The sequence below is a fragment of the Pontivivens nitratireducens genome, assembly GCF_011290545.1.
GTDB lineage: Bacteria > Pseudomonadota > Alphaproteobacteria > Rhodobacterales > Rhodobacteraceae > Pontivivens > Pontivivens nitratireducens.
This window is the reverse complement of the sequence record NZ_CP049811.1, coordinates 678,132-696,223: the sequence shown is the minus strand read 5'-3', so window position 1 is coordinate 696,223 and position 18,092 is coordinate 678,132. Positions and strand designations below refer to the sequence as shown.

Sequence of the window (18,092 nt, the reverse complement as noted above, 5' to 3'; positions counted from 1 at the left end):
CCACAGTGGTTGGGGCGGGAGTGACGGCACGTGTCGCTCATCCCCGTCCCTCCCCCAGCAGTTCCAGCACGGCCATGCGGACCGCGACGCCCATCTCCACCTGTTCCTGAATGACGGAGCGGTTGATGTCGTCGGCGATTTCTCCGTCGATCTCCACCCCCCGGTTCATCGGGCCGGGATGCATGACGATGGCATCCGGTTTGGCGTGGGCGAGCTTGGCTGCGTCCAGACCGAAGCGGTGGTAGTATTCCCGCTCGGACGGGATGAAGCCGCCGTCCATGCGTTCGCGTTGCAGGCGCAGCATCATCACCACGTCGGCGTCCTTCAGCCCTGCGGCCATATCGTCCGTCACCTCGACGCCGAATTTCTCGATCCCCGGGGGCATCAGAGTCTTGGGACCGACCAGACGCACGCGGTTTTCCATCTTGCCCAGCAGCATGATGTTCGAGCGGGCGACGCGGCTGTGCGCAATGTCGCCGCAGATCGCCACGGTCAGGCGTTGCAGGCGGCCTTTGCGGCGGCGGATGGTCAATGCGTCGAGCAGAGCTTGCGTGGGATGCTCATGCCGCCCGTCGCCGGCATTGATGACGGCGCAGTTTACCTTTTGCGCCAGCAGGGCCACCGCGCCGGAATTGGGGTGGCGCACGACCAGCAGATCGGGGTGCATCGCGTTGAGCGTCAGGGCGGTGTCGATCAGCGTCTCACCCTTTTTGATGGACGACGCCTGCATGGCCATGTTCATCACGTCCGCGCCCAGACGCTTTCCCGCGATCTCGAAGCTGGCCTGGGTCCGCGTCGAATTCTCGAAGAACATGTTGATCTGGGTCAGGCCGGACAGACTGTCCCGGCGCACCGCGCGGCTGTCGGGCGTCGTCGCGAATGTGTCGGCCCGGTCCAGGACGGCGGCAATGTCCGTCGGGCTCAGATGTTCGATTCCCAGTAGGTGCCGGTGATCGAACATCGCAAATCCCTCTCTGTTCCGTGTTGCCTCGCGTTATGTCAGGCGGCACCTGATGGGGCAAGCGCCCGGAAAACCGGCCGCTTCGGACGCTTTGTCGGCTCGGTTGCCACATATTGCACAACTTTACCGACGAAAGTGTTGGAGAACGCGCCCCGTGTAGTTGTAAGACATTGAACGAACATGGTGAGATGGCCCGATACGGGGCACAACCCGCGAGGGGGAACCGGGCGACCGGTGAAAGACAGGGAAGGAATTCGAATGCGACTGACAATGTTCGCCACGGCGCTCGGGGGGGCGCTGGGGTTGGCGCTGACGGCCAATGCGGCGTTCGCGCAATGCGACGCGGGAGAGATGACCATCCGATTCGCGCATGTGACAGCGGAGCGGGGCCACCCGAAGGGCGAGGCCGCCCTGTTGTTGCAGCAGCGTGTAAACGACGAACTGGATGGGCGCGCCTGCATGGAGGTCTATCCCAGTTCCAGTCTGTTCAACGATGACGACGTGCTGCCGGCCATGCTGCGCGGCGAGGTCGAGATGGCAGCCCCTTCCCTGTCAAAATTCGGCGCCTACACCGAAAGCCTGCAATTGTTCGACCTGCCGTTCCTGTTCGAGGACATTCTGGCGGTGGAGGAATTCCAGAACTCCGAGGCAGGTCAGGCGCTGAAGGAATCCATGCTGGACGAGGGATTTCTGGGTCTGGCGTTCTGGCACAACGGCATGAAGCAGTTTTCCGCCAACCGTCCTTTGATCGAGCCGACGGACGCGAATGGGCTGCGGTTCCGCATCCAGCCCTCCGCCGTGATCAACGCGCAGATGGAGGCGATCGGCGGCACCGGCATCGCGATGCCGTTCAGTGCGGTCTACGACGCCCTGAACTCCGGCGAGGTCGATGGGCAGGAAAACACCTGGTCCAATATCTATACCCAGTCTTTCCATACGGTTCAGGACGGCGTGACCGAGAGCAATCACGGCATCATCGATTATCTGGTCGTGACGTCGGAGGACTGGTGGGCCGGGCTGGAGCCTGACCTGCGCGACGAACTGGCGCAGATCCTGCTGGAAGTGACGCATGAGCGGAATCGCTTCGCGTTCGAGCTGGGGGAGTTAAACAAGATTCGTGTCCGGCAGGACGGCGTGCGCATCCGCACTCTGGATGAGGAGACCCGCGCGCTCTGGATCGCGGCGCTGTCGCCGGTCTGGACACAGTTCGAGGACGCAATCGGGCGCGACCTGATCGCCGCTGCGGAAGCGGCGGAGGGTGGATTCTAGGGTCGCCGCCTCAATTACCTTACCCCCGGCGCGTGGGCGAAACACCCTCCCGCGCCGGGCTATCACAGCCGCGCCCCCGGTCGGTTTCGTACATTGTCACGAACCTGCATGGCCCCGGACCGGAACCAAACCTGGATAAGGGCCATGTTTTCTTGCCCCGTTGACACTTGGCAAGCGTACACCCATTTTCCCGGATCAACGCGGACCCGGGGTCCGAGGGGGAGTAGTGAATGCCAGTCGTCGTCGTCGAGAGCCCTGCAAAAGCCAAGACAATCAACAAGTATCTGGGTGCGGACTACACCGTCCTCGCCTCATACGGCCATGTGCGTGACCTGCCGCCCAAGGACGGATCGGTCGATCCCGACGACAATTTCGAGATGAAGTGGGAGGTGGCCACCGCCTCGCAAAAACATATCAAGGCCATCGTCGAGGCCCTGAAGGATGACGACAAACTGATCCTCGCGACCGACCCCGACAGGGAGGGGGAGGCGATCTCGTGGCACTTGCAGGAGGCGCTGACCAAGCGGCGCGCCATCAAGAAAACCACCCAGGTCGAACGCGTCGTGTTCAACGCGATCACCAAGACCGCCGTCACCGAGGCGATGAAAAACCCCCGTCAGGTCGATATGGAACTGGTGGAGGCATATCTGGCCCGGCGCGCGCTGGATTATCTGGTGGGGTTCAAGCTGTCTCCCGTGCTATGGCGCCGGCTGCCCGGCGCGAAATCCGCGGGTCGTGTGCAATCGGTCGCCCTGCGCGTCATCGTTGAGCGCGAGATGGAAATCGAGGCCTTCAAACCGCGGGAATACTGGAGCGTCAAGGCGATGCTCGAAAACCCGCGCGCCCAGACCTATGAGGCCCGGCTGACCCATCTGGGCGGGCGCAAGCTGGACCGCTACGATCTGGCCACGGGTGAGGCCGCCGAACTGGCGGTCGCCGCGATCACTTCGCGCGATCTGAAGGTCCTGAATGTCGAGGCCAAGCCCGCGACGCGCAACCCCGCCGCCCCGTTCATGACATCCACGCTTCAGCAGGAGGCGAGCCGCAAATTCTCATGGGGTGCGCGGCAGACGATGAACGTGGCGCAGCGCCTGTATGAGGCGGGCTACATCACCTACATGCGGACCGACGGGATCGACATGGCCCCCGAGGCCGTGACCGCCGCGCGCGATGCGATCGGCGAACGCTATGGCAAGGATTACGTCCCCGGCAGTGCGCGCGTGTACAAGAACAAGGCGAAAAACGCGCAGGAGGCACATGAATGCGTGCGTCCGACCGAGCTTTCGCGGGCGGTGGACGACCTGCCAGGCGGGGTCGAGGCGGAGCAGCGCAAGCTCTACGATCTGATCTGGAAGCGGACCATCGCCAGCCAGATGGAAAGCGCCCGGCTGGAGCGGACCGCGGTCGATGTCGGATCCTCGGATGGTGAGGTCACTTTACGGGCCACAGGCCAGGTCGTGACCTTTGACGGTTTCCTCAAGGTCTATGAGGAGGGCCGCGACGACGTGGAGGCGGACGACGCCAAGCGCCTGCCGCAGATCACGCAAGGTGAGGACGCTAGGAAGAAATCCGGTGAGTTCGCCGCCGAATTCGACAAACTCACATCCGACTCCGTGGTGGTGGCCGAGGGCACGCGCGGTGTGGTTCGTGAGGAGCGCGCGGTTCTGGGCGGTGACGGTGCCGTTCTGGGCCAGCAACACTTCACCCAGCCGCCGCCCCGCTATACCGAGGCCACGCTGGTCAAGCGGATGGAGGAGCTGGGCATCGGACGCCCCTCCACCTATGCCAGCATCGTCACGACGATTCAGGACCGCGACTACGTTCGCAAGGACAAGAACCGCCTGATCCCCGAGGATAAGGGGCGGCTGGTGACGGCGTTCCTCGAAAACTTCTTCCGTCGCTATGTCAGCTACGATTTCACCGCCAAGCTGGAGGAGGATCTGGATCACGTCTCCGCCGGTGAGGCCGACTGGCACAAGCTGCTCGAACGGTTCTGGGCCGATTTCAAAATCGCACTGGATGAAACGATGGACCTGTCCATCACCGCCGTGCTGGAAAAGATCAACGAGGTTCTGGAACCGCATCTGTTCCCCGCCAAGGAGGACGGATCGGACCCGCGCCTGTGTCCCAATTGCGGTGAGGGCCGTCTGTCGATGCGCACGGCCCGCTCGGGCGGCGCGTTCATCGGATGCTCGAACTATCCCGATTGCCGCTATACCCGCCCCTTGGCAGGTGAGGTCGAGGGCGGCGACGTTGCCGGACCCGACGGAAAGCTGCTGGGCCATGACGACGAGGGCGTGCCGGTCACGCTGCGCACCGGGCGTTTCGGCCCCTATGTGCAGTTGGGCGAGCCGACTGAGGAGGCCCCCAAACCCAAGCGCGCGAGCATCCCCAAGGGGACGGACCTGGAACAGGTCGATCTGGCCATGGCGCTGCCGCTGCTGGCGCTACCGCGTTTCGTCGGCAAGCACCCCGATGGCGGCGATATCGAAAGCAATATCGGGCGCTTCGGCCCCTATGTGATGCTGACCGAACCCCTGCCCGAAGGTGCCGGTGCCAAGGACAAGCCCAAGAAGATCTACGCCAACCTGGCCGATCCCGAGGAGGTCCACACCATCGGCCTGAACCGGGCGGTGGACCTGATCGAGCAGAAGAAGCTGAACCCCGGACGGCGCGGCGTGGCGGCCGAACCGCTGAAACAACTGGGCGATCACCCCGATGGCGGGCCGGTCAACGTCATGAAGGGGCGTTACGGCCCTTATGTGAAGTGGGAGAAGATCAACGCCACCCTGCCAAAGGATGTGGAACCCGAAGCGGTGACGCTGGAACAGGCTCTGGTCTGGATCAACGAGAAGGCCGCGACCAAGCCCAAGAAGAAAGCCCCCGCCAAGAAACCCGCCGCGAAAAAGCCCGCAGCCAAGAAGAAGCCCGCAGCAAAGAAACCTGCCGCGAAGAAAACCGCCGCCAGCAAAGCCGCGCCGAAGAAGGCGGCGGATGCCGATGTGGTGGATGACGAGGACTGAAAGCGCGAAATTGCCTAGACCGCAGCGCCCCGCGCCGCATCTATGCGGTCTATGGCTGCTGCGGCGGCCCTCGTTTCAGGCCGGAGGCTTCGCATGACGACCATCACGATCGGCTCCGGCGCGTTCGACTTTACCGGGGCTGCCTACGGTCACAACGTACCGCCTGCGGTCAGCGTCCTGATGAAACCGCGCGCGGTGCAGGATGCGGCGATCCGCGTGCCGTTGCGCTTTGGCATGGGGCGATGGGACTGCACCCGTCTGGCCAACCTGCCCGAGGCGGAGCGGATGCACGCGATGCAGGCCTTTGCCCGGACGGCCCGCACGACGCACTGGCTGCGGCACGATGTGTCGGTCCGGGGTGATGCGGAAACCACGCTGAGCGATGCGGCCTCAACGGAACTTTGGCGGCGAATCGAGGAATATACCGGCCTGTCCCGCGCGCAGATCGGTGATTGGGCGGCGACCGCGTTCGGAAAGCCACGCCACCACGCCGATCTGGTGCCCTGGCTGGGCCAGCTGATGCCGCATTACAGCTTTACCCTGCATATGGGCCTGGTGCCGCTGATGATCGCCCTGCGTCCCGACGATGCACGCTTTCCCGAAGGTGTCACCCTGATGCTGAACGTTCTGGTGGACGGCATGTATCACGTCGATGTCACCGATCAGTGCGCCGCCCCGCCGCAACCGATACGGCAGGCCCTGCCGCTGCGCGGCCTGGCGGGCACCACGGACAATGCCAAACGTTGGTCGATCAATGTCGCCCGACTGACCGCGCAAAACGATCCGAAGCTCAGCCGCCTGTTGGGAGTATTGCGGCGACTATAGGATTTCGCGCTATGATGGCGGATCGGGCCATGCCGGTCCGGCAACCATAGCGGAGGGAACGGCATGGCGAACATCGTGATCGGCGGGGCCACGTTCGAAATCAGCGACTACCGCTTCGACTACACCCCGCCCCGCACCACCCCCAAGGGGGCGACCGGGGATCAGCTTCGCATCTTGGCATTTCAACAACTGCACTGGCGGCGGCTGGGCCGCTGGGACTGTTCCCAGTTGGAGGGGCTATCGCCGGATGAGGCCATGAACAGGATGCGGGCCTTTCTCAAACAGGTCAGCGCAACCGGCTGGTTGCGTCACGAATACAGCCCCTGCATGCCCGACAAGAGCCAGGTGACCGCCCCCAATTTGCACACCAAAATCCGCCGCGAACTGTCGGCCAAGATCGGGTTTGGCCAGACAGATTTCGCGTCGTGGATGCGGCAGGCCTTCGGCAGAGCACGGAATCCCGACGATTTTGTCCAATGGCTGACGCTGATCCTGCCGCATCGTTCGTTCATCCTCTATGGCGCGGCGGTTCCGATCGAGGTCTTTCTGACACCCGTCGGAAAGGGGTTTTCGGCAAATGCCATGCTGAAACTGACGCTAAAGTCCGAGGCGGCCTACGTGGCAGAAAAACTCGACGAATGCTCCCCCCCGCCGAAGAAGCTGAGGATGCACCTGCCATTGCGCAGTTGCCCCGGAAACAGCGTGAACACACGGCAATGGGCGCTGAACGTCGCGCGGGTCAGGGCGAAGCGAAATCCGCGCATGTCACGCTTCATGAATCTGATGCGCACCTATTGAGCGCGACAAAATCGCCAGTCTCGGAACTGGCAGCCGATCTGCACGTTTCCTCTGTCCAAGGCTATTGAAGCAACGAGAGGATTTCACGATGGCATTTTCGTCCCTGAAAGATATCTATATCGACCAGATGCAGGACATTTATTCCGCCTGCAAACAATCGAAGGCCGCAACGCAGAAGCTGCACGATGCCGCCACCGACGATGAATTGAAAAAGGCGCTAAAGGCCGGCTCCGACGGCATTCAGGACGGCATGGACACCCTGTCCGAGATCATCAAGGGTCATGGCGAAGACCCCACAGATGAGTTCTGCAAGGGCATGGAAGGTCTGGTCAAGGAGGTGCACGCGCATGTCCTGGATGAGGACTTTTCCGACGATGATGTGCGCGATGCGATGATCATCACGCAATATCAGCGCATGGCCCACTACGCCATTGCCGGGTATGGCTGCTGCAAGGCATTTGCCAAGCGGCTGGACCAGACCGACGATGTCACGAAACTCGATAAATGTCTGGACGCCTCCTATGACGGCGACCGTCACATGACCGAGATCGCGACCGGCAGTGTCAATAAATCCGCTGCGGCCTGATCCGCCAGCAAATCAAATGATAGCCCCGTCCGCAATTCGCGGGCGGGGCGCTCTCGTGTCCGCTTTCCCTTCATGCTAAGGCAACTGCATGAAAGATTTCCCCACCCAAGAGCAGATCCTCGATTTCATCCGCGCGCATCCCAATGCCAGCGGCAAGCGAGAGATCGGCCGCGCGTTCGGCATCAAGGGCAATGCCCGGATCGAGTTGAAGCGTGTCCTGCGCGAAATGACCGAGGCAGGCCTGATCGAGAAGGGCCGCAAGAAGTTCCACAAGGCCGGTGAGTTGCCGCCCGTGGCCGTTCTGCGCGTCATGGCCCCCGACAGCGACGGCGATCTGTGGGCCGAACCGCTGCAATGGGACAGTGAGGATGCGAAGCCGCGCGTCTCCATCCCGCCGGGGCGCGGGGACAAGGCCGTCGGAGAGGGCGATCAGGTTCTGGTCAAGATCGACCGCGGCGATCACGGCTATTTCGGCAAGGTGATCCGCAAGGTTGGCTCCGGCCCGCAAAAGGTGCTCGGCATCTTTCGCCAGCAGGAATACGGCGGGCGCATCGTTCCGGTCAGCAAGAAGGCCGACCGCGAATGGGTGGTCCAACCCGGTGATCGCAACGGCGCGCGTGACGGTGAGCTGGTCGAGGGCGAGCAGATCGGGCGCGGCGACCGGATGGGTCTGCCAAAGGCCCGCGTCAGCGCCCGGCTGGGCGACCCCGCCGCCCCAAAATCCGTCAGCCTGATCGCCATTCATGAACATGGAATCCCCGATGCCTTTCCCGACGAAGTGGTCAAGCAGGCGATCAAGGCCAAGCCTGTCAGCCTGGGCCAGCGCGAGGATCTGCGCCACCTGCCGCTGATCACCATCGACCCGTCGGATGCACGCGATCACGACGACGCCGTCGCGGCGGAGGCGGACAGCGATCCGCAGAACCCCGGCGGGCATGTGGTCTGGGTCGCCATCGCGGATGTGGCGCATTACGTCACCCCCGGCTCCCCCTTGGATGCGGAGGCGCGCAAGCGCGGCAATTCCACCTATTTCCCCGACCGCGTCGTGCCGATGCTGCCGGAGGAGTTGTCCGGCGATCTGTGCAGCCTGCATGAGGGGGTGGACCGCCCCTGTATCGCGCTGCGCATGCAACTGGACGCACAGGGGCGCAAGATCGGGCATCGCTTCACCCGCGCTCTGATGCGCTCACCTGCTTCGCTCAGCTATGAGGAGGCGCAGGCCGCGATCGACGGGCAAGTGACGGAGCGGACCGAACCCCTGCTCGACTGGGTGCTGCGCCCGCTCTGGGCCGCCTATGAGGCCACGAAGCTGGCGCGCGAACACCGTGCGCCGCTCGATCTGGATCTGCCCGAACGCAAGGTGATCCTGAACGACGCGGGCGAAGTGACCTCCGTCGCGTTCCGCGACCGGTTCGACGCACACAAGCTGATCGAGGAGTTCATGATCCTGTCGAATGTGTGCGCCGCCGAAACGCTGGAACGCAAGCAGCGCCCGCTCTTGTACCGCGTGCATGAGGAACCCTCCCCCGCGAAGCTGGACCAGCTACGTGAGGTCGTGGACAGCGTCGGCATGGTGCTGGCCAAGGGACAGGTGCTAAGGACCGCGCATCTCAACGCGCTGCTGAACGACAGCGCGGGTCAGGAACATGCGGAGATGATCAACGTCTCCGTCCTGCGGTCGATGATGCAGGCCTATTACGCGGCGGAAAATTTCGGGCATTTCGGGCTCAGCCTTGCACGATATGCGCATTTCACCTCTCCCATCCGGCGCTATGCCGACCTGATCGTGCACCGGGCGCTGATCTCGGCTCACAAATGGGGGGATGACGGGCTCGGCCCGCTGGATGAGGAAAGGCTGGAGGAGACGGCCGAGCATATCAGCCAGACCGAGCGGCGATCCATGCTGGCGGAACGCGACACGACCGACCGCTACCTCGCCGCCTATCTGGCGGAGCGGGTGGGCAATGAGTTCGAGGGCCGGGTCGCCGGCGTCGCCCGTTTCGGCCTGTTCGTGAAACTGGACGAAACCGGTGCCGACGGCTTGATACCGATCAGCAGGCTGGGCCACGAATACTGGAGCCACGACCCCGATACGCAAACCCTGATGGGCGACCGTTCGGGCCGGGTGATAGGGCTTGGGATGCCGGTAACGGTGCGGCTGGAGGAAGCGGTTCCCGTGACGGGTGGCTTGCTGTTCGAATTGCTGTCGGTCGAGGATCGCGCCATGCCACGCGTCAAGAGCGGCCCGCGCAAGGGCGGCGGCAAGCGCAAGCTGACGAAATCGAAGATCCGCCGCAACCGCTCCCGCAGGGCCTGATCTGCCGGGCTTGATCTGGGGCTGATGCTTCGGGGCTAGTCGTCCACGGCGCGGATCAGCTTTCGCTCCAGCACCCGCAGCACGGTTTTCAGGTCATGACCCCGCTTCAGGATCTGGCCGTCCATGGCGATCACCGCATACATGCCCTGCGCGCGCGCCAGCTTGGGCCGCTTCTCGATCCGGTAGAGCGGATATTCGGCCGCACGGCGAAAGACGGAGAAGACAGCCACGTCCCGCAAGGCAGAGATGCCATAGTCGCGCCATTCCCCGGCCGCGACCATTCGGCCGTACAGGGACAGGATTACGTTCAGTTCGGTCCGGTGATAGCTGACCACCTCATCCGGGTTGCGCGGGCCGTTCATGGGTGTGACGCTGTTCATGGCTCAAGATTATTCTCTTTTGCCAGCACGGCAAGCACCGGAAGGCGATTAAGGCAATCGCGCCGCAATCTTGGCGTGAAAGGGTACGATTTCCTCCACGTTCCGGCCACTTTTTTTACGTCTATTAAATCCGTGATACACGGGACGGCTCAATTTCATGCCCCCAAACTGAATACGGGTCGTTTCCGTGTGTCGCACATTCCCAGACATTTGATAAGCATGATGCAAGAATGCAGGTCCGACCTGTGGAATATCCAAACGAGGCAGCCCATGCGCGACTTTCACCTACCCGGCAGATCCCCCGTATTCGCAACCAACGGCATGTGCGCAACCTCGCACCCGCTGGCCGCCGGCATGGCGATCGACACGCTCAAGCGCGGTGGAAACGCCGTCGATGCGGCAATCGCGGGTGCCGTTCTGCTGGGCCTGTGTGAACCGCAGATGACCGGGCTGGGCGGCGACATGTTCGCGCTGGTCTCACATCAGGGGAAGATTCGGGGTCTGAACGCCTCGGGTCGTGCGCCGGCGGGAATTTCCGCCGCTGCGATGCGGGCCGCGGGGCACGACAGCGTGCCGGTCTATTCGGTCGATGCGGTCAGCGTTCCCGGTGCGGTGGACGGGTTCTGCACCCTGTCCGAGACGATGGGCAAACTGGGGATGGCCGCGATACTGGAGCCTGTGATTCCCTATTTCGAGGCCGGCGTTCCCGTCGCGCCGCGCGTCGCTGACGATTGGGCCAAGGCCGACAATCTGAGCGGGGACGCCCGCAACCATTTCCTGATCGACGGCAAGCCGCCGAAGCCCGGAACGATGTTCAGCGCCCCCGGTCAGGCCCATGTGCTGCGCCAGATCGCCCAGAAGGGTCGTGCCGGATTCTACGAGGGGGACGTGGCTGCCGATATGGTCGATTCGCTGCGGGCGATGGGCGGCACCCACACGCTGGAGGATTTCGCCGGAACCGCCTGCGACTGGGTGGAGCCGGTGACGGGCACCTATCGCGGGGCGGAGCTGGTGGAGCTGCCGCCGAACGGGTCCGGCGCGACGGCGCTTCTGCTTCTCAAGATGCTCGAAGGGTTCGATATCGCCGCGATGGACCCGTTCGGCGCGGACCGCGCCCATCTGGAGGCGGAGGCCGCGAAGCTGGCCTATGACGCGCGAAATCGCTTCATTGCCGATGCCGGTCATACGACACGGCTGGACCATATGCTGTCGGAGCAAACCGCCCGCGATCTGGCCGCCCTGATCGACATGGACTCCGTTATGGCGGCCCCCGCGCCGCTGTCCGAACAGGTGCACAAGGATACGATCTACATCACCGTCGTGGATGGTGACGGCATGGCGGTCAGCCTGATCTATTCCATCTTTCACAGTTTCGGGTCTGGTCTGGCCTCCTCCCGGTACGGCATAGGGTTTCAGAACCGGGGGGCCGGATTTTCGCTGGTCGAGGGGCATCCGAACGAAGTCGGGCCGGGCAAGCGGCCCATGCACACGATCATCCCCGCGATGCTGAAGAGGAACGGGCGGGTCGAAATGCCCTTCGGCGTGATGGGCGGGGCCTATCAGCCCAACGGTCATGCGCGTGTGATCTCCAATATCGTGGATTACGGCATGGACCCGCAGACGGCGATAGATGCGCCCCGCAGCTTTGGCGCGCTGGGACCGTTGGAGCTGGAAAACGGCTACGCTCCCGAGGTTCGGGACGCATTGCGCGGCAAGGGTCATGATGTCGTGTCCCCCGAAACGGCGATCGGCGGCGCGCAGGCCATCCGCATCCACTCCGGTGGCGTTCTGGAGGGGGCCAGCGACCCACGCAAGGACGGTTGCGCCCTGGGATATTGACCCCAGGGCCCCGGCCGGGGGACGGATTGGTCAATCGGCGAGGATGAGGCGTACCGTAAGAGATATGATCCCGAACCAGAACCCCACGGAAAACAGGATCAGGGCCGACCATACGATCAGCCCCTCCGCACGGCGCAGATCAGACCAGATTTCTTGCATAGCTCATCCTCCAACGGCACCCCCGCCGGTAGAAAACGACAAATGTCTTAGCGTTCGGTAAACGCCTAATGCGTGCCGCCCCACATGTGGTAACGACCGTTTTCAAGGGTGTGGAACATGCCGCCGACATCGGGATGATCGACAGGCTCACCCGTCTCATCCTGCAACAGGTTCTGTTCGGAGACGTAGGCCACGTAGTAGCTCGTCTCATTCTCGGCGAACAGGTGATAGAATGGCTGATCCTTGCGAGGACGATGTTCCTCGGGGATCGATTCCCACCATTCGTCGGAGTTCGCGAATTCCGGGTCCACATCGAAGATCACGCCGCGAAACGGATGGACCCGGTGGCGCACCACCTGTCCTATCGCGAATTTCGCTACTTTCATCTCCATGCTCGCACCCTTTCCAATCAGCCGAGTGATAGGCACTGTGCCGCTGAGTGTCCAGCGCAGGGCCGGCACGGCACGCCCCGCGCTGTTACGTGACAAAGATCGCCGCGCGCATTCGCAAAAGTCGTGCTATGATCCCGGCAGAGACCCGCAAAGGGTTCGTCGAGCAGTGACAGTTACAGGTGACGATTATGAGGTTCAGCCCCTTCGCCCGCATGGCGGGTATCGCGATATTATCCCTTCTGGCCGCCTGTGGCGAACGTGATCGTTCCGTCGCGCAGCGCGGCGATGCGCCCACCAACACACTCAACATCTGCGCGATTTTCGCGGAGCGTCCGCACTGGCGCTCGGACGTGGAGACGGCCTCGCTGCGCTATGGCACGCCGGTGCCGGTGATGATGGGGATCATGTGGCGGGAAAGCCGGTTCCAGCAACATGCCAGTCCGGGCACGACGTCGGCCTATGGCTACGCGCAGGCGATTGATGCGACGTGGGATTGGTACAAGGACTCGTCAGGCAACCGGAACGCCCGGCGCGACAATTTTGCCGACGCGGCGGATTTCGTCGGTTGGTACATGACCCAGACGGGCCGCCAGAACGGTTTGGACTTCACCGACAGTTTCGCGCATTACCTCGCCTATCACGAGGGGCATCGCGGATTTGCGCAGGGGACGTACTGGCAAAAGGAGTTCCTGCTGAACGCAGCATCGCAGGTTCAGATGATGTCCGGCGCCTATGCCCTGCAACTGAACGCATGCCCCAGCCGCACGGCATGATCAACGCGCGTTGACAATCCGTGCGGAGATCCCTTTGTGATGCAGGTACATGAACGGAGCATCGCATGGATCGTCTGGCGGAAATGGAAGCGTTCATCGCTGTAGTGGATCAAGGTGGCTTCACCGATGCCGCGCGCAAGCTGAATATTTCCAAAAGCGCGATCTCGAAACACGTGTCCAGTCTGGAGGCCCGTCTGGGCGCGCGACTGCTGAACCGCACGACACGCCGGGTCAGCCCGACGGAAATCGGGCTGGCTTATTACGACAAGGCAGGGCGGGTCCTGTCCGAGGCAGGCGACGCGGACGCCATGGTATCGGCCATGCAATCCGAACCGCGCGGCGAATTGCGCCTGTCCGTGCCTGTGGGATTCGGCACAACCCACGTGTCCGAGGCCGTGGCGGCCTTCCTGCTGCAATACCCGGACGTCTCGATCCACATGACGATGGACGACCGTTTCGTGGAATTGGTGGCCGAAGGTTTCGACATGGCAATCCGCATCGGGAACATGCCGGATTCCAGCCTGCGGGCGCGCAAGCTGGGTGAGGCGACCGGCCTGCTGGTCGCATCCCCCGAATACTTGGCCCGACGCGGAACGCCCCAAACCATCGACGAACTGGCGGCGCACGATCTGTTGCACTACTCGAACCTGTCCACCGGCAATTTCTGGCGATTGGTCAGCGAAACCGGCGTGGAAAAGCAGGTGCGTGCTGGCGGAAAGCTGACGGTCAACAATGGCGAATCACTGCTTCGCGCGGTGGAGGCTGGGTTGGGGATATCCTCCGTCCCGACATTCATCCTGCGCGATTCCATCACGCAGGGCCGCACGGTGGAAATATTGCCGAACGTGCGCAAACCGCAGTTGGGAATCTATGCGGTTTATCCGCCGGGCCGGTTCCCGCAACCGAAACTACGGGCCTTCGTCGAGTTCATGGCCTCGCATTTCAAGAAACAAGGCGACGTGATCTGGTAGGTCATTCCATTCCGTAGTTCTGACGCGCGCGCAGCGCAAACTCGACAACGAAGCCGAGAGCAAGCGCCGACAGCGTGAAGTATAGTGGGTATTCTATGCTGGTTTTCTTCGGTAAATAATTGATGAAGGCCTGCCCGCGCGCCTGGTCAATCGCATGGAACAACGGGTTCCAGGTGAAGAACGGCAGAATACTGGCGGGAATTGTGCTGGCCACAAACATCTTGCCGCTCGTGATCATCTGGGCGCGCCTGTAGATCTGATAAAGCATGGGGATGAACTTCGGCGCCAGGGGTGAAAACGCCATGAACATCAATCCGACCGCCAATCCGCTGGCCCATGCCAGAAACAACGGCAGCAACATGCCCGACGGATTGTAGACCTCAAGCTCCCCCCGGATCAGGTAGGAGGTTCCCATGATCGCGATGATCGACAGCACGACTATGTAGAGCTGGTTGATCGCCGATGCGAGAATGCTCAACAATGCTGATGTCTTGGCGTAGAACATCATGCCCGAGATAGCATGGCTGGCACCCTTGAGCGTCGTTACCGCCTGAATATGGGCGCGGTACAGGAAGATGCCCGTCATCATGAACAACAGGAAATCACCGCGGATCACCGGACTGCGCCCGAAAACCTCGAACATGAGGTAGAACACCCCGAACAGGATCAGTGGTTGCATCAGCAGACCGGCAAATCCTAGGAACGATCCACCCGTGGCAGTGCGGAAGGCTCGGACGATGGAGATGTAGATCAGCTCGATCAGACTTAGACTGGATTCCCAGAACGTCGTGGCGCGGTGGTATTTCTCGAAACGAGGCATCGTGTCCGGTCCTTGTCAGAAGACTGTAGGTATCTCATACACCACAAGCGGGCCGAATGTCCCGCAATGCACGAGGATGAATGACATGGACTACGAAAACGTTACCGCAACCTTTCGTCGGCTTGCCATCGAAGCAGGCATGGCGATCATGGAGATCTACGGCACTGACGATTTCGACGTCCGGTCCAAGTCCGACGAAAGCCCGGTAACGGCCGCGGATGAGGCAGCAGATGCCCTGATCTCCGCCGGGTTGCGCGCGACATTCCCGGACATCGCCCTCGTGACCGAAGAACAATCCGCCACGCATGGGCAGAACGTTTCGACCTTCATCATCGTCGATCCGCTGGACGGAACGAAGGAATTCGTGCAGCGGCGGGGTGAATTCACGGTCAACATCGCACTGGTTGAAAACGGCGTGCCGACGCGGGGCGTCGTTTACGCCCCGGCGGTCGGACGGCTGTTCTATACCGATGCGACCGGACAAGCGGTCGAGGAAACCGGCGCGTTCGGCGTGGAGCCGGGTCCGGTGAGGCCAATGAACGTCGCCTCCCCCTCGGGCGCGCTGCGGATCGTGGCGTCCAAGTCGCATCGCGATGCGGCGACCGACGACTATATTTCCAAATACAATGTGGATGAGCTGGTCGCGGCGGGATCCTCGCTGAAATTCTGTCTCGTGGCGGCGGGGGAGGCGGACCTCTACCCCCGGCTGGGCCGCACGATGGAATGGGACACCGCAGCGGGCGACGCGGTGCTGCGCGGAGCCGGTGGCACGGTGGTCCGCTTCGATGATCATGCGCCATTGGCCTATGGCAAATCCGGGTTCGAAAACCCCTTCTTCATCGCGGCCCCTGCCGAACTGAAGCTGGAGGCATAATGTCCGTCCTGATCCTGATCCCCGCGCGCTATGCCTCCACCCGTTATCCGGGCAAGCCGCTGGTCGAGCTGGTAGGCGCGTCCGGGCAGGCGAAATCACTGATTCGACGCAGCTGGGACGCGGCGCTGTCCGTGGCCGGGGCGGACAGTGTCGCCGTCGCGACGGATGACGCGCGGATCGCGGATCATGCACGCGCATTCGGGGCGGAGGTCGTGATAACCTCCACCACCGCGCGAAATGGGACGGAGCGGTGCGCCGAGGCGGTTGCGGCCATGGCCACGCCCCCCGATATCGTGGTGAACCTGCAAGGCGACGCACCGCTGACGCCCGCCTGGTTCGTCGAGGATCTGATCCGCGCCATGCAGGCCGATCCCGAAATGCAGGTGGCCACCCCCGTGCTGCGCACCGATGCCATGGCCCTGCGAGGGTTTCGTGAGGATCGGCGCAATGATCGTGTCGGCGGCACCACAGCCGTGTTCGACCGGGCGGGCCGGGCGATGTACTTCTCGAAAGAGGTCATTCCCTATACCGGGCGTGATTTCGCGGAGGGGGAGGACAACCCGGTTTTTCACCATGTGGGCGTATATGCCTACCGTCCCACAGCGCTGGCGGCTTATTCCGGCTGGCCCGAGGGGCGGCTGGAAGCATGGGAGGGGTTGGAGCAGCTGCGCTTCATGGAAAACGGCATTCCCGTGCAATGTGTCGAGGTCGATGCCCGTGGCCGCGCGTTCTGGGAGCTGAACAACCCCGTCGATGTCGAACGGATCGAGGCCATCCTGCGCGATCACGATCTGGACTGAGCGCATGACCCCCTCGGTCAGCGTCATCGTCGCAAACCGGGGCCGTGCCTGGTCGTTGAGCCTGACCTTGCAGGCGCTCAAACGGCAGCGTCACATCACGCCGGAAATCATCGTGGTGTCCGACGCCCCGGCCCCACGCGACCTGTCCGTGCACTGGCTGCGCCATGACGAAGCGAACGTCGCCACCGCGCGAAATGCCGGATTGATGGCGAGCACGGGTCAGATCGTCGCCTTTTGCGACGACGACGCGGTGCCGGAGCCGTCCTGGCTGTCGCAGTTGGTCGCCGGGTTCGACACGGACGAGATCGGAGCCGTCGGCGGCCCGGTCCTCGGCCCTGACGGGGTGCGCGAACAATGGGGTGAGATGGGCTTCGACCGCCGGGGCCGCGACACCCCCGACGGGCCATTTCGCAAGTTGAACGGCACCAACATGGCCCTGCGGCGCGAGGCGATTATGGAGATCCGCGGCTTCGATCCGCGGTTCGCCTACTATCTGGACGAAACCGACATGCTGCTCCGACTGCACGACGCAGGATGGCAGACACGGTGGATCCCCGGTGCAGTGGTCCATCATGCCACCATATCGAACGCGATTCGGGGGCCCGGAACGACCGTCGCGGGGTTCGCGCAACTGGGGCGCAGCGTGGCCGCATTCGCGCGCAGCCATTCGCCGGATGACAACCACGCCGAGGACATCGTGCGGGATCAGCGCCGCCGCCTGCTGCGATTGCACGATCTGGGGCTGCTGTCCGGCCGTGGTGTCGCCGCGCGACTACAGGCGTTGCAAGCTTCCTTGAAGAAGGCTGGCGCTCCCACCCCCGAGCGCGCTGACATTCCCTCCGTAGTCGGCCCCGGCGCCCAGAGGCCCGATTCCATACGCGTCGCCATCGCACCGCGCATTCTAAGCCGTAGGACCGCGCGACGCCTTGCCCGTGATTTGAGCCTGCATGGATTCGAAGTCACTGTGATCACGCAAACGTGGCTGAACAGGCCGCTCTGCGTGAAATGGCACCTGGACGGGTACTTCCATCATAGGGGTGGAGTCTTCCGCGCCGGCAACCGGTGGCCGCGCTGGTCCGCCATGCTGGAACGTGAAGTGGCAAGGACAGCGCCGCTGCGCGACTACACGCATCTGATCGTGTCAAACCGTCGTGGCGATGCATTCGTCCTGAAGCTGGAGCAACCGGCGGGGACGGAGATTTCTTGCAAGATAGATAGAAAGTGGCAGATTGTCCGAAAATTTGATACCACTTCGGCAATTGATGCGTTGCAGCATTGAGGCGAAGCTGAATTCGCACAACTATA

The 18,092-nt window shown here is 62.8% G+C and carries 17 protein-coding genes; 12 read left to right on the top strand and 5 right to left on the bottom strand.

Going from position 1 to position 18,092, the window contains the following annotated elements; genetic code table 11:
* Positions 1-37 precede the first annotated feature (37 nt).
* Positions 38-961, bottom strand: coding sequence for an aspartate carbamoyltransferase catalytic subunit (locus G8E03_RS03330; RefSeq protein ID WP_166188656.1), 924 nt, complete (start codon positions 959-961; stop codon positions 38-40).
* 258 nt (positions 962-1,219) lie between these two features.
* On the opposite strand from G8E03_RS03330, the gene G8E03_RS03325 reads away from it, so the two are divergent.
* The 6 genes from G8E03_RS03325 (at position 1,220) to rnr (ending at position 9,779) form a co-directional block, all read left to right on the top strand.
* On the top strand, positions 1,220-2,230 hold the full coding sequence (locus tag G8E03_RS03325; RefSeq protein WP_205793213.1) for a DctP family TRAP transporter solute-binding subunit: 1,011 nt from the start codon (positions 1,220-1,222) through the stop codon (positions 2,228-2,230).
* 230 nt (positions 2,231-2,460) lie between these two features.
* Positions 2,461-5,253, top strand: coding sequence for a type I DNA topoisomerase (gene topA / locus G8E03_RS03320; RefSeq protein WP_166188654.1), 2,793 nt, complete (start codon positions 2,461-2,463; stop codon positions 5,251-5,253).
* A 93-nt stretch (positions 5,254-5,346) separates the two neighbouring features.
* Entirely contained in the window at positions 5,347-6,078 is a 732-nt protein-coding gene (locus tag G8E03_RS03315; RefSeq protein WP_166188651.1) for a hypothetical protein, read from the top strand.
* A 63-nt stretch (positions 6,079-6,141) separates the two neighbouring features.
* The gene (locus G8E03_RS03310) at positions 6,142-6,876 is read left to right on the top strand and encodes a hypothetical protein (RefSeq protein WP_166188649.1); all 735 of its coding nucleotides are present in this window, start codon (positions 6,142-6,144) and stop codon (positions 6,874-6,876) included.
* An 88-nt stretch (positions 6,877-6,964) separates the two neighbouring features.
* The gene (locus tag G8E03_RS03305; RefSeq protein ID WP_166188647.1) at positions 6,965-7,462 is read left to right on the top strand and encodes a YciE/YciF ferroxidase family protein; all 498 of its coding nucleotides are present in this window, start codon (positions 6,965-6,967) and stop codon (positions 7,460-7,462) included.
* An 88-nt stretch (positions 7,463-7,550) separates the two neighbouring features.
* On the top strand, positions 7,551-9,779 hold the full coding sequence (rnr, locus tag G8E03_RS03300) for a ribonuclease R (RefSeq protein WP_166188645.1): 2,229 nt from the start codon (positions 7,551-7,553) through the stop codon (positions 9,777-9,779).
* 35 nt (positions 9,780-9,814) lie between these two features.
* Here rnr and G8E03_RS03295 read toward each other — a convergent pair whose 3' ends face one another.
* Positions 9,815-10,159 carry a DUF2794 domain-containing protein gene (locus G8E03_RS03295; RefSeq protein WP_166188642.1) on the bottom strand — a complete coding sequence of 115 codons (345 nt, stop codon included), beginning with the start codon at positions 10,157-10,159 and terminating at the stop codon, positions 9,815-9,817.
* A 270-nt stretch (positions 10,160-10,429) separates the two neighbouring features.
* On the opposite strand from G8E03_RS03295, the gene G8E03_RS03290 reads away from it, so the two are divergent.
* Positions 10,430-11,998: a gamma-glutamyltransferase family protein gene (locus tag G8E03_RS03290; protein WP_166188640.1), complete on the top strand. Its 1,569-nt coding sequence runs from the start codon at positions 10,430-10,432 to the stop codon at positions 11,996-11,998.
* Between the two features lie 30 nt (positions 11,999-12,028).
* Here G8E03_RS03290 and G8E03_RS17570 read toward each other — a convergent pair whose 3' ends face one another.
* Positions 12,029-12,157: a hypothetical protein gene (locus G8E03_RS17570; RefSeq protein ID WP_283811448.1), complete on the bottom strand. Its 129-nt coding sequence runs from the start codon at positions 12,155-12,157 to the stop codon at positions 12,029-12,031.
* Between the two features lie 65 nt (positions 12,158-12,222).
* Positions 12,223-12,549 (bottom strand): heat shock protein HspQ, encoded by a 327-nt coding sequence (hspQ, locus tag G8E03_RS03285; RefSeq protein WP_166188638.1) that lies wholly within the window; start codon positions 12,547-12,549, stop codon positions 12,223-12,225.
* A 188-nt stretch (positions 12,550-12,737) separates the two neighbouring features.
* Between hspQ and G8E03_RS03280 the strand changes: the two genes are divergently transcribed.
* Complete coding sequence (locus tag G8E03_RS03280; protein ID WP_166188636.1) at positions 12,738-13,322, top strand: transglycosylase SLT domain-containing protein; 585 nt, start codon at positions 12,738-12,740, stop codon at positions 13,320-13,322.
* A gap of 65 nt (positions 13,323-13,387) precedes the next feature.
* Positions 13,388-14,293: a LysR family transcriptional regulator gene (locus G8E03_RS03275; protein WP_166188633.1), complete on the top strand. Its 906-nt coding sequence runs from the start codon at positions 13,388-13,390 to the stop codon at positions 14,291-14,293.
* Position 14,294: 1 nt separating this feature from the next.
* Here the strand turns inward: G8E03_RS03275 and G8E03_RS03270 are convergent, their stop codons facing one another.
* Positions 14,295-15,113 carry an ABC transporter permease gene (locus G8E03_RS03270; RefSeq protein WP_166188631.1) on the bottom strand — a complete coding sequence of 273 codons (819 nt, stop codon included), beginning with the start codon at positions 15,111-15,113 and terminating at the stop codon, positions 14,295-14,297.
* A gap of 85 nt (positions 15,114-15,198) precedes the next feature.
* Between G8E03_RS03270 and cysQ the strand changes: the two genes are divergently transcribed.
* From cysQ to G8E03_RS03255, 3 genes are read left to right on the top strand one after another with little or no spacing between them, the layout of a single operon-like run.
* Positions 15,199-15,987 (top strand): 3'(2'),5'-bisphosphate nucleotidase CysQ, encoded by a 789-nt coding sequence (gene cysQ, locus G8E03_RS03265; protein ID WP_166188629.1) that lies wholly within the window; start codon positions 15,199-15,201, stop codon positions 15,985-15,987.
* Positions 15,987-16,787 (top strand): 3-deoxy-manno-octulosonate cytidylyltransferase, encoded by an 801-nt coding sequence (locus G8E03_RS03260; RefSeq protein ID WP_166188627.1) that lies wholly within the window; start codon positions 15,987-15,989, stop codon positions 16,785-16,787. The genes cysQ and G8E03_RS03260 overlap by 1 nt, the downstream gene beginning before the upstream one ends.
* Positions 16,788-16,791: 4 nt before the next feature.
* Positions 16,792-18,066 carry a glycosyltransferase family 2 protein gene (locus G8E03_RS03255; protein WP_166188625.1) on the top strand — a complete coding sequence of 425 codons (1,275 nt, stop codon included), beginning with the start codon at positions 16,792-16,794 and terminating at the stop codon, positions 18,064-18,066.
* Positions 18,067-18,092: the final 26 nt, after the last annotated feature.